Origin of the sequence: Bacillus sp. (in: firmicutes) (assembly GCA_017656295.1) — a bacterium.
GTDB lineage: Bacteria > Bacillota > Bacilli > Bacillales > JACDOC01 > JACDOC01.
Genome location: JACDOC010000008.1, coordinates 67,873 through 80,771, shown reverse-complemented (window position 1 = coordinate 80,771; position 12,899 = coordinate 67,873). Strand labels below are relative to the sequence as shown.

General features: G+C 40.3%; 9 protein-coding genes, 1 other RNA gene and 2 pseudogenes. 2 read left to right on the top strand and 10 right to left on the bottom strand.

What is annotated here, in order from left to right:
• Positions 1 to 9: 9 nt before the first annotated feature.
• From H0Z31_08965 to H0Z31_08945, 5 genes are all read right to left on the bottom strand, one after another.
• The gene (locus tag H0Z31_08965) at positions 10 to 2,394 is read right to left on the bottom strand and encodes an ATP-dependent RecD-like DNA helicase (protein MBO8177569.1); all 2,385 of its coding nucleotides are present in this window, start codon (positions 2,392 to 2,394) and stop codon (positions 10 to 12) included.
• An 18-nt stretch (positions 2,395 to 2,412) separates the two neighbouring features.
• Positions 2,413 to 3,084, bottom strand: coding sequence for a tetratricopeptide repeat protein (locus H0Z31_08960; GenBank protein MBO8177568.1), 672 nt, complete (start codon positions 3,082 to 3,084; stop codon positions 2,413 to 2,415).
• A gap of 99 nt (positions 3,085 to 3,183) precedes the next feature.
• A complete protein-coding gene (gene mnmA / locus H0Z31_08955) occupies positions 3,184 to 4,296 on the bottom strand; it encodes a tRNA 2-thiouridine(34) synthase MnmA (GenBank protein ID MBO8177567.1) in 1,113 nt (370 codons plus the stop codon).
• A 17-nt stretch (positions 4,297 to 4,313) separates the two neighbouring features.
• Entirely contained in the window at positions 4,314 to 5,456 is a 1,143-nt protein-coding gene (locus H0Z31_08950) for a cysteine desulfurase (protein MBO8177566.1), read from the bottom strand.
• A gap of 29 nt (positions 5,457 to 5,485) precedes the next feature.
• Positions 5,486 to 5,905: an Rrf2 family transcriptional regulator gene (locus H0Z31_08945; GenBank protein ID MBO8177565.1), complete on the bottom strand. Its 420-nt coding sequence runs from the start codon at positions 5,903 to 5,905 to the stop codon at positions 5,486 to 5,488.
• 180 nt (positions 5,906 to 6,085) lie between these two features.
• On the opposite strand from H0Z31_08945, the gene H0Z31_08940 reads away from it, so the two are divergent.
• Together H0Z31_08940 and H0Z31_08935 are read left to right on the top strand one after the other, a co-directional pair.
• Positions 6,086 to 7,363, top strand: a complete 1,278-nt coding sequence (locus tag H0Z31_08940; protein MBO8177564.1) for a replication-associated recombination protein A — start codon at positions 6,086 to 6,088, stop codon at positions 7,361 to 7,363.
• Positions 7,364 to 7,506: 143 nt separating this feature from the next.
• Positions 7,507 to 7,632, top strand: a pseudogene (locus H0Z31_08935) (IS3 family transposase).
• Positions 7,633 to 7,695: 63 nt separating this feature from the next.
• Here H0Z31_08935 and H0Z31_08930 read toward each other — a convergent pair.
• The 5 genes and pseudogenes from H0Z31_08930 to aspS form a co-directional block, all read right to left on the bottom strand.
• Entirely contained in the window at positions 7,696 to 8,634 is a 939-nt protein-coding gene (locus H0Z31_08930; GenBank protein ID MBO8177563.1) for an ABC transporter permease, read from the bottom strand.
• Positions 8,627 to 9,553: pseudogene (locus tag H0Z31_08925) on the bottom strand (ABC transporter ATP-binding protein). The gene H0Z31_08930 and the pseudogene H0Z31_08925 overlap by 8 nt, the downstream one beginning before the upstream one ends.
• Positions 9,554 to 9,985: 432 nt before the next feature.
• Positions 9,986 to 10,750, bottom strand: coding sequence for a tRNA threonylcarbamoyladenosine dehydratase (locus tag H0Z31_08920; protein MBO8177562.1), 765 nt, complete (start codon positions 10,748 to 10,750; stop codon positions 9,986 to 9,988).
• Between the two features lie 111 nt (positions 10,751 to 10,861).
• Positions 10,862 to 11,048: non-coding RNA, 6S RNA (gene ssrS / locus H0Z31_08915), on the bottom strand.
• 69 nt (positions 11,049 to 11,117) lie between these two features.
• Positions 11,118 to 12,893: an aspartate--tRNA ligase gene (aspS, locus tag H0Z31_08910; GenBank protein MBO8177561.1), complete on the bottom strand. Its 1,776-nt coding sequence runs from the start codon at positions 12,891 to 12,893 to the stop codon at positions 11,118 to 11,120.
• Between the last annotated feature and the right edge of the window lie 6 nt (positions 12,894 to 12,899).

Here is a 12,899-nt window from a genome sequence, read left to right as displayed (position 1 = left end):
TTTTTAGTATCAACCCTTCTCCATAAAATCATAAGGTGTAACGTTTTCCATCCCAATCATCGGATCTACCTTCATAAGAGCTTCTTCATCGAGCACAATGGGTTCATCTTTTTCATCATCCTTCAACAACGCTTTTAGCTTTTCTTTTAAAGTCGTTTTCCGAATCGAATCTTCTTGTTTACTTACACCTAAGCGAAACGCTTCTTCCTCCCCACATATAATTAAAAAGCGTTTGCTCCGCGTAACTGCCGTATAAAGCAATTTCCTACGTAACATCCGGTAATAGCTTTTGACGACCGGTAAAATGACGATCGGGAATTCACTACCTTGTGACTTATGAATCGAACAACAATACGCTAAAGTAATTTGATTTAACTCTTGTTTCGTGTACGTTACTTCATTGCCATCAAACGAAACGATGACCATATCTTCTTTTTCTGTATTTTCTTTCGCATAACTGATTGAAACAATTTCGCCCATATCTCCGTTAAAGACATGATGGTCTGGCTGGTTCACGAGTTGAAGAACTTTATCACCGATGCGATAAGTGACATCTCCATATTGAATTTCTTTACGATCTTTTCCTTCATTTGGGTTAAACACGCTTTGAAGCAATTCATTCAACTTATCAATTCCGGCAGGCCCCCGATACATCGGGGCTAATACTTGAATATCTCGTTTCGTATATCCTTTTTTTAAGGCATTTTCTACAACTTTTTTCACTACATCGGCGATATGTGTCGCCGAACACTTTATAAAGGAACGGTCTTTTTGTGGAGACGTTAAATTTTCTGGAACAACACCATTTTTCATTTGATGGGCAAGTTCAATAATTGTTGACCCTTCTTTTTGGCGATAAATATCCGTTAATCTGACGGTTGGAATGAGCTTGGAGTCGAGTAAATCTTTTAACACTTGTCCTGGTCCGACCGATGGCAGTTGGTCTTCATCTCCCACAAGGACGACTTGGATTTCATCAGGTAACGCTTTGAACAATTGATTAGCTAACCACGTATCCACCATCGACATTTCATCAACAATTAATAACTTCGCTTGAATTGGCCGTTCTTCATCATGTTCAAACCCATCGAGACCATTCCAACCTAACAATCGGTGGATCGTCAGTGCAGGAATACCTGTCGATTCACTCATCCGTTTCGCGGCACGTCCAGTAGGAGCAGCCAGAACAATCGGGAAGGACTCATCTTTTGCGTACTGTTTTGGGTCCATCGACAGACCGTGCAATTCACAATACAGTTCAACAATACCTTTAATAACCGTCGTTTTTCCTGTTCCTGGTCCCCCGGTTAAAATCATCATTGGAGACATTAGCGCAGTTTGAATTGCTTCTCGCTGCGACGGTGCATATTGGATGCCGATTCGTTCCTCCAGTTCACCTAAGGCCAGCAAAAATTCCGATTGTGGAAACAGTTCTTCGTACTCAGTTTGCGATAAAATGCGCTGAATGTGGCGGACGATGCCTTTTTCTGAAAAATAGAGCGAAGGTAAATAAAGCCGCTGCTCTTCTACAATAAGTTTTCCTTCTTCCGCTAAATGGATGATTTCCCGTGATATTTCTGTAAATTCAATAGAGGTTGGCTGACTTTGTTCAAGTAGTTTTTTTACCGCTTTTAACAAATCTTCTGCTTCTATATACACGTGGCCTTCTTGCAAACAAAGCTGCTCTAGGCTATACAAACAGGCCGCCTTAATCCGAGCTGGGTGATTACCTTCAATGCCCATTTTTCTTCCGAGTTCATCGGCGCGTGTAAATCCGATTCCTTCTATATCTTCGACGAGTTGATACGGATTTTGATTAATTATCGATAACGTTTCGTCTTTATACACTTGGTAAATTTTTAATGAAAGCTGTGAACCAAAGCCTAATTTATTTAATGCCATCATCACTTGCTCTAACCCTTGGTTCATAAGTAATGTTTCTATAATCGTATCGGCTTTATCTTTGGATAATCTTGGAACCTCTTTAAGCACATCCGGATTGTCCACTATTTTCGAAATCGCTTGCTCTCCAAGGGTATCAACAATTAATTGTGCGGTCTTTTTTCCAATCCCTTTAAACAAATCGCTCGATAAATATTGAATGATTCCTTGTTTTGTCGTTGGGATTTCTTTTTGAAATGAATGAGCTTTAAATTGGAGGCCAAATTTCGGGTGGTCATGAAAAACGCCAAAAAAAGTGTATGTTTCTTGCTCGTGTATTTTTGGAAAATTTCCGATAACCGTCACTTCTTTTTCTTCATAGGAAAGGTTCGTATCATCAATTTCCAAACGAAGCACCGTATATAAATTTTCCTCATTATGAAAAATGGTCGCAATGGGGCGCCCTTTTATGTAAAATTGCTCGACCATTATTAACGATTGTTGGCGTTCCATGAAACCACTCCTTAACGGTCAATCTAATTGATTTTCTTGTAATTTTTCCAATAATTTCTTTCCGTAGCCTGCCAACATATGATCAGGTTGAATTTGTAACGCTTTTTCAAACATCGCTATGCCCTTTTCAACATCTTCTAAATGACCTGAATATGCCACGCCTAAATTGTAATACGCATCGGCATGTTGATCATCTTGGCGAATGACTTCCTCCAACTGGTGAATCGCTTCATCATAGTATTCTAATTTTGCTAAGCAAAGTCCGTATTGAAAGCGTGCTTCCACATCATTGGAATTTAGTTCGACACTTCGCTGTAAATACGGTAAAGCTAATTTTGTTTGATCTACCTGCACAAAACACATGCCAAGCATAAAATACACGTCGCTTTCGTTAAGCCCATGCTTTAGCGCTTGCTGGAACATATGGAGCGCTTCCTCGAATTGATGATTTTCGTAATACAGGTTACCTAAACTGTAATATGCACTAGCAGCTTCCTTGTTTAAATCCAGCGCTTTTTCAAAAAAAGCTTTCGCACGATCTTTTTCTCCAACTGCTAATAGTACATTTCCAAAATTGATATAAGCCACTTCGTCTTGTGGATTTTCTTCGATCGCCTTTGTAAAAGCTTGAATCGCCTCTTCATATTTGCCTTCTTGTAAAAAGGAAATACCTTGCTGGTTGTAATTCATGCTTGCCACCTCGTTTCATTTTCTATAGGCAGTATATCATATGTTTCACCATCATCAGCTAGAAAATAGGAAAACCCCAACTCAATACAGAGTTGAGGCTTATCCAACGTAATGGAGACGTTCATTGTTTTTATACACTTCATCAATCGTACCGCCGCCTAAGCATTCTTCTCCATTGTAAAAGACGACAGCTTGTCCTGGAGTCACGGCACGAATAGGCTTGTCGAAAATGACTTTTACTTTGTCTCCTTCCAAGCGTTGTACCGTCACACCGTTATCTGGCTGACGGTAACGGAATTTTGCTGTACATTTAAATTCCGATGGTTTTTCTTTATCCGAAATCCAGTTGACGTTTGTCGCAATGATGGAATCGGAATATAAGTATTCATTATCAAAGCCTTGAGCAACGTAAAGAATATTTTCTTTTAAGTTTTTCCCAACAACAAACCATGGTTCACCAGCTCCACCAATGCCCAGACCTTGACGTTGTCCAATTGTATAATACATCAATCCGTCATGGGTTCCTTTCACTTCCCCGTCCAACGTCATCATTTTTCCTGGTTGAGCCGGTAAATAATTACTTAAAAATTCTTTAAAATTACGTTCACCGATAAAACAAATCCCCGTTGAATCTTTTTTTGTTGCGGTCGCCAAACCGGCTTCCTTGGCAATTTCACGAACCCGTTTTTTCTCCAGTTCCCCAATTGGGAAGAGAACATTAGACAGTTGTTTTTGTGTCAATTGATTTAAAAAGTACGTTTGGTCTTTATTTTGGTCGAGACCGCGTAACATTTTGACTTCGCCGTCCCGATAGTCAACCCGAGCATAATGACCAGTTGCGACATAATCTGCCCCTAAGTTCATCGCATGGTCAAGAAATGCTTTAAACTTAATTTCTTTATTACACATCACATCTGGATTCGGTGTTCTTCCAGCACGATATTCATCTAAAAAGTATGTGAATACTTTATCCCAATATTGTCTTTCAAAGTTCACCGCATAGTAAGGAATGCCAAGTTGATTACAAACCCGAATGACGTCATTGTAATCTTCTGTTGCCGTACAGACACCATTTTCGTCCGTGTCGTCCCAGTTTTTCATAAACACACCAATGACATCATACCCTTGTTCTTTTAACAACAGGGCGGCAACGGAAGAATCGACACCGCCAGACATTCCTACAACAACGCGGGTGTTTTTCGGATCTTTCATCCTCTCACACCTCCGTTTTATTTACGAAGTCTTTTCACAATATTCGCTGTTTCTTTTGCCGCTTTTTCCACTTGTTCTAATGTATTACCTAAGCCAAAACTAAAGCGAATTGAGCTGCGTAACCGATCAGAATCTTTTCCGAACATCGCCACTAAGACATGAGACGGATCAATAGAACCCGCAGTGCACGCCGAACCGCTGGATGCCGCAATCCCAGCTAAATCTAAATTCACGAGCATCGCTTCCACGTCTACCCCAGGAAAATAAACATTTATAACGTGAGGAAGCGACCCTTCAAGCGTGCCATTTATGTCAAACTCAATACCTTCTTGGCGGAACGTTTCAATCATTTTTTGTTTAAATGCTTGATACTGTTTCCGTTTTTCAGCCATCGTTTGTTGTGCAATGGTAACCGCCTCACCAAATCCAGCGATGGAAGCTACGTTTTCAGTACCAGCGCGACGCTTTCGTTCTTGTTCTCCTCCATGGATGTGGGGAATCAATTTCGTTCCTTCTCGTACGTACAGAAAGCCGATCCCTTTTGGCCCGTTCACTTTATGGGCGGAGACCGATAACATATCTACATGTAACTCATTTACATCGAGCTCTTCCATTCCAAATGCTTGCACCGCATCCGTATGAAACACCGCTTGATGACCTTTTAATCGTTGGCCAATTTCTCGAATCGGTTGAATCGTGCCGACTTCATTGTTCCCAAACATGATCGTGACAACAATCGTGTCATCCCGTAACGCTTGTTCAAACTGTTCAAGCGAAATTTTCCCTTGCTCATCCACTGGCAAGTACGTGACTTCAAAACCTTCTTTCTCTAAGTATTGACATGTATGAAGAACCGCATGGTGTTCAATGGAAGTGGTAATAATATGATTTCCTTTATCTTTAAGAGCTCGAACCGCCCCGATGATGGCCATATTATCCGCTTCCGTTCCACCACTTGTAAAAATAATTTCATTAAAATGAGCCCCAATCGCTTCAGCCATAATGGTTCGGGCCTCATCTAAATATTGTCGTGCTTCCCGTCCGAACGCGTGAATGCTAGACGGATTCCCAAACGTCTCCTTTAACACCGTTGTCATTTTATCAACGACCTTCGGGTGAATGGGAGAAGTGGCTGCGTGATCTAAATATATTTTTTCCAATCGTTACACCTACCTTCTGCTGTAAAGAATTAAATATAAAACATATACGCATCGGACTCCCCATCATCCGTATGGTTAGCTAAATCCTCAATCGTTGTACTATCCAGTACTTCTTTCACTGCATCACGAATACGAATCCAAAGTTCGCGTTTGGCCGGTTCTTCGTTTTCGATTCCTTCCACCGGACTAATAGGCCCTTCCAATACCCGAATAATATCTCCTGCCGTTATTTTGGAAGGATGGTTCCCTAACATATATCCACCATACGCACCACGAATACTTTTTACCAACCCTGCATTTCTTAATGGAGCAATTAATTGCTCTAAATAATGTTCGGATAAATCATGCGCCTGAGCAATTTGTTTTAACGGAGTTGGTCCTTCCCCATGGCGTTTGGCTAATTCAATCATAATGGTTAAACCGTAACGACCTTTCGTAGAAATTTTCATAAATACCGCTCCTCAAATCTTATCCTGCTATTTTTCTCTTTTCAATTATTATGCTCGTTCGAATGCTATTTAACTTACGACATTATAGCATAGAACGACGAGCAAATGCATTTGAACTTCCCAATAAATATGATAGATTAAAATACAATGGAACGCTATAAAGATAAGGAGTTAGAACCTATGTCAATCAAACCGCTAGCTTTTCGAATGCGACCGCGCAACCTTTCGGAAATCGTCGGGCAACAACATTTAGTCGGAAAAGGAAAAATTATTGAACGAATGGTACGGGCGAAACAGTTATCGTCGATGATTTTATATGGTCCACCTGGAGTTGGTAAAACATCGATTGCTAGCGCTATTGCCGGAAGTACAAACTTTGCCTTTCGGACGTTAAACGCCGTTACGAATAATAAAAAAGATTTAGAAATTGTCGCCGAAGAAGGAAAAATGTCAGGAAAAGTGATTTTGTTTCTGGATGAGGTCCATCGCTTAGATAAAGCGAAGCAAGATTTTCTATTACCTCATCTCGAAAGTGGCCTCATTACACTCATTGGGGCTACAACAAGTAATCCTTATCATGCGATTAATCCAGCCATTCGAAGTCGCTGTCATATTTTTGAATTAAAACCACTCTCACCATGTGAGATTAAACAAGCGATTAAGCGAGCGTTAACCGATGAACGAGGATTAGCCAATTATCATGTCACCTTAACAGAAGATGCCTTAGAAACATTCGCTATTGGTTCCAACGGAGATGTCCGGAGCGCATTAAATGCACTAGAGCTTGCCGTTCTTTCTACCGAACCGACCGAAGAGAAAGCCATCGTTATTACGAAAGAGATTGCCGAGGAGTGCTTGCAACGAAAAGGATTTTATCACGATAAAGATGGCGATGCCCATTACGATGTGTTAAGCGCTTTTCAAAAGTCGATTCGCGGTAGCGATGTAAATGCTGCGTTGCATTATTTGGCTCGCCTTATTGAAGCCGGGGACTTACCGAGCATTAGTCGTCGTCTGCTCGTCATCGCTTACGAAGACATTGGACTAGCGAATCCAAATGCCGGTGTACGGACGCTAGCAGCTGTTCAAACAGCGGAAAAAATCGGTTTTCCCGAAGCGCGCATTCCGTTAGCGCAAGCGGTTATTGACTTATGCCTTTCCCCAAAATCGAACTCGAGCATTACTGCTATTGATCGTGCGTTAGAAGATATTCGCCAAGGAAATTATGGTGAGGTACCTGATCATTTAAAAGATTCGCATTATAAAGGGGCTGCTGCCCTCGGTCGAGGAATTGGCTATAAGTACCCTCACGATTATGAACACGGCTGGGTGAAACAACAATATTTACCTAACGCCTTAAAACATAAACGATACTACGAACCGAGAAAAAACGGTAAATACGAACAAGCCTTGGCGATCACCTACGAAAAAATTATGAAACAACAAGAAAAAGAGTAAGCCAGTTGGTATTATCCCCTACAGGTAGACATTAAAAAAAGAGAGCATGATATGATGTTCTTAATAGTCTTCCTGGGTGGGGATTTTTCTATGACAAAAAAAGGACAAACTTTTACATCATATACTGTTGAATTAAAGTGCGTCCTAAAACAATCGATCAAGCATATAGGGCGATTAAGAAGTATATAGATTTTTACAATAAAGATCGATTCCAAGAAAAATTCAACGGCCTTTCCCCGATTGAATACCGAGAAAAGGCCGCAGCTTAATATACTCTTTTTTTCATTGTCTACTTGACAGGGTTATGTGCAACTGGCTTACTCTTTTTCAATTTAAGCAGCTACATCCCGTTTGGCAAAAACGAGAAAAGCAACTAATTGAAAGACGACAAAGTAAATGATAAGCACCGTAATCGAAAACGGTAACGTCATACCTTCAACTAACGGAGTTCCCCGTTCATACATCGTTAAATCCATATTAGCGAACAGCAAAAATTTTGTCCATGAATACTTTTGAGCCAAAAAGACGGTGGCTGTTGAACCTGTAAACAATAAAAACATTGCGATTCCGATCGCTAACGAACCACTTCTGAACACAGTTGAAATCATAAAAGCCATAGTCGACAACATAAATAGGTCAATGGATTCTAACAAATACGTTTTTACAATATGGACAATAAGATTCGATGAAACAACTTCTCCGTCGACATAGCTTAAATGAACGTGTGGCCCGCTACCAAAACCAAATAATATGGCTCCAACTACATACGTACTGGCCAGTAAAATCACTAACATAAATAAACCGAAGCACACAACCGTAATAAATTTAGATACTAAAATCTTCCATCGACGAATCGGACGAATTAACAATAGCTTAATCGTTCCCCAATTAAATTCGTTCGCTACGCTTCCTGCCGCGACAACGATCATAAACAGGCCGATGATCTCCGTTAAAACGGTCATCTCCTTCACAAATTGTAAGGAAGAGAAATCGTTAGGAGACAGATCATGCTCAAGCCGGTAGGTGTTGATGGCAATCTGTTCTTTTAAGTATTGCTGCTCTCCTTCAAATTCGGATTCATTCAGTCGAACCGTTAGCTGTGCATTTTCTTGTTCTAAACTCGTTCTCCAATCGTTGTGACTCATATCTGGTTCATTGATTTTAAAAATGATCCCCACACCAATGACGGCTAATAACAAAAGGCCCATCATCACATACGTTGCCTTCCGGTACATAATTTTCATCCATTCGTTCCGAATTAAATTAAGCATGTTGTACTTCACCTTCCTTTTCGGTTACTTCGAGGAAGCGTTCTTCTAACGATTTCTTTACTTGTTGAACAGAATAAATATGTACACCTTGCTCGACAAGCGTACGGATGATCGTTGGGACTTGTTCTCGTTCCAACTTTATTTCCAGATACGAATCTTTGATGATAAAAGAGTAGTCTGGGAAGTTCGTTTGCATGATTGTTTCCAAGGATGGGGCGAGATTAAGTTCAAATCGATACGTTTTTTGATGGTCACTTACAAATTCTTCTACCGTTTGCACGCCTACAAGTTTACCTTTTTATATAATGGCGATGCGATCGCACATCATCTCCATTTCTGATAGAAGATGACTAGAGACAATGATAGCCATTCGTTTTTCTTTCGCGAGCTTACGTACATAGTCCCGAATTTCGCGAATACCAGCAGGATCAAGTCCGTTAGTCGGTTCATCTAAAATTAACACTTTCGGATCGTGCAATAAGCATTGGGCTAGTCCTAAGCGCTGTCTCATGCCTAATGAATAATTTTTTACTTTGTCATGAATTCTATCGGACAAGCCAACGAGTTGAACGACTTCGTTAATTTTTTCTTTTGAAACATTTTTACTCATCCGGGCAAAATGAACGAGATTTTTGTACCCCGATAAAAACGGATATAGCTCTGGATTTTCAACTATCGCACCAACGTGTTGAAGCGCTTGTTCAAAATTGGTTTTTACACTTTTTCCGCATATGATTATATCCCCTTCTGTTATGTTCATTAAACCGACCATCATTCGGATCGTAGTCGTTTTTCCCGCTCCATTTGGTCCTAAAAAGCCAAATACTTCCCCCTCATACACATCAAAGCTGAGTCCATAGATAATTTTCTTTTTGCCGATTTGTTTCGATACGTTTTGCAATTGGATTAACTTTGGCAATGTTCACCCTCCCTTTTGAGTTCATCGTCTATTCATACGAAAAATATTCAAAAAAGTTCCATTTTTGGTTTAAATATACTTAGATTTTATCAGAATACTAAAAAATTATTTGTAGACGGAAAGAAAGAGTGTAGAACATCTAACCTTAGTCCGAAATATAAAGGGAACTGTTCACATCAAGAGGAAATGGTCTTAATTAATCCCGGATGGGCTAGTAAAAGAGGAATCTGTCTGTAGGATGAAGAGAAAAGTTTTCAAAAAGGTAAAATGAAAAAATTTTGTCCCCAAACCAGAAAAGTATATATGCACTACTAGACAATATGTCCGCTTCCTGTTTTCGATTCATCTAACAAAGGGCTCAACAACCTTACACATTTGCTTCCTATTCTCAAAAACTACCATAAAGTAAAAAACGCCTTTTACAGGCGTTTTTTACTCATCTTTGACTCGACGAATAGGTACATCTTTTAATAATTGGTTAACAACATAACTTGCCATAATTAAACCAGCTACGGACGGAACAAAGGCGTTTGAGGATGGTGGCATTTTAGCTTTACGGATTTTCGCCTCGTCGTTACCTACAGTTTTTCGAACATCTTCCCGAATGACAATCGGGCTTTCATCAGAGAATACTACTGGAATCCCTTTATGAATTCCTTCTTTCCGCAACCGGGTACGAATGACTTTCGCAATCGGATCTGTATGCGTTTTAGAAATGTCAGCAATTCGGAAACGAGTTGGGTCCATTTTATTGGCAGCACCCATACTCGAAATGATTGGAATGTTTCGCTTTAAACATTCTTTCATTAAATGAATTTTATAAGAAATCGTGTCCGAAGCATCTATGACAAAATCTAAGTCATAACTAAAAAATTGCTCATACGTTTCTTCTGTATAGAACATTTTTAACGCAATGACTTCACATTCCGGATTAATATCTTTAATTCGCTCTTTCATTAAATCGACTTTTGGCTTACCGACAGTCGATAATAAGGCGTGAATTTGGCGGTTAATATTTGTGATATCCACATCGTCTTTATCGACTAATACTAATCGACCGACCCCTGAGCGGGCTAGCGCTTCAACTGCAAACGAGCCAACCCCGCCAATTCCGAGGATGGCAACGGTGCTGTTTTTTAACACATCCAATCCTTCTTTACCTATGGCAAGCTCATTGCGTGAAAACTGATGAAGCATGAAACTCAACTCCAACTAATAAGATTTACTTTACCTTGAATAAGAATATAATAAATCGGTATGTAAAAGCAATATAACAATAGGAATCATCGAAATTTGCGCATAAAAAAGATGAGCCCCAATCGTGCCGTTGGTGATCCTACGTTTTGAACCCGCTCTCAGCAGGTGGGTGCTCTGTTTTAAGTTTAATACGTCCTCGCGCATAGAGGCATGTACGCTACTTAAAAACTCCGAGCTCCCGTAGTTCTATTTGTTCGGTCAAAACGTTCAGGCTTCCTAACGTACACATCAGGACTCATCTAGGTTGATTACATCATATCATAGAATAGTTCATCATTCAAGAGAAGCAAGCGGAAATTCCAGTACCTTATTCCTCTTCTTTTACTTGAATCGACAAGTGTAATTCATCAAGTTGTTCTTTGCTTACTTTGCCTGGTGCATCAGTCATTAAGCAGCTAGCACTTGCTGTTTTTGGAAAGGCAATCGTATCCCGTAAGTTACTACGACCGGCTAAAAGCATGACTAAACGGTCTAAACCTAACGCGATTCCTCCGTGTGGCGGTGTTCCGTACTCGAACGCTTCCAATAAGAAACCAAATTGCTCTTTTGCTTCTTCTTCGCTAAAGCCTAGTACTTGGAACATTTTTTCTTGAACATCGCGCTCAAATATACGTAGTGAGCCGCCACCTAATTCATATCCATTTAATACAAGGTCATACGCTTGAGCTCGAACGCGGCCAGGATCGCTGTCTAACAGTTCAATATCTTCACGAACAGGCATCGTAAACGGATGGTGAGCCGCGTAATACCTCTTGTCCTCTTCATCGTATTCAAGAAGCGGCCAGTCAGTAATCCATAAGAAATTGAAGCGGCTTTCATCAATAAGCCCTAAGTCTTTTCCAAGCTTCAAACGAAGCGCACCTAACGCATCAGCCACGACAGCTTTTTTATCAGCAACAAAAAGTAATAGGTCTCCTACTTCCGCTTCAAACGATTGCAATAGCCCTTGTTGTTCTTCTTCGCTAAAGAATTTTGCAATCGGACCTTTTAGCCCTTCTTCTTCTACTTTTAACCACGCTAAACCTTTTGCTCCGTAACGAGCCACAAATTCCGTTAAAGCGTCAATATCTTTACGTGAGTACTGGTTCGCTGCCCCTTTTACGTTCAATCCTTTTACTTGTCCACCGTTTGCAACCGTACTCGTAAACACTTTAAATGAAGAATGTTGAACGACTTCGGACACATCGACTAATTCCATATCAAAACGAGTATCCGGCTTATCAGAACCGTAACGGTTCATTGCTTCATTATAGGACATACGTTTAAATGGTATAGACACATCCATTCCTTTAACTTCTTTCATGACTTTTTGCATCATTCGTTCGATTAACGAAATGATATCATCTTGGCTCATAAAGCTCATTTCAATATCTACTTGGGTAAACTCTGGTTGTCTGTCAGCCCGTAAGTCTTCGTCACGAAAACAGCGGGCAATTTGATAATATCGATCAACACCTGCGACCATCAACAATTGCTTAAAAATTTGCGGAGATTGTGGCAGTGCATAAAACTCTCCCGGATGCACACGAGATGGTACTAAATAGTCACGAGCCCCTTCTGGCGTACTACGATTTAAGTAAGGGGTTTCCACATCAATAAACCCTTCATTGTCAAGGAAATGACGAATTGATTTTGTTACGTCATGGCGAAGTTTTAATGTCTCAAACATAACCGGACGACGTAAATCTAAATAACGATATTTTAAACGAATTTCTTCAGCCACATCCGTTTGGTCACCAATGACAAACGGCGGGTTTTTCGCTTCATTAATAATTGTCACACTTTCAACTTGAACTTCGATTCTACCAGTTTTTAAGTTCTTGTTCACAGCACCTTCTTCACGCGCAACAACCGTTCCGTGAACGTCTAACACATACTCATTCCGTACTTTTTCTGCAATGGCTAACGCCTCTTTGGACACTTCGGGATTAAAGACGATTTGAACAATACCAGTACGGTCGCGAAGATCGATAAAAATAAGTCCACCTAAGTCGCGGCGCTTTTGTACCCAACCTTTTAACGTCACTTTTTCACCAATATGCAGTTCAGTTACCTCTCCACAATAATACGATCTGCCAAACATATTTTT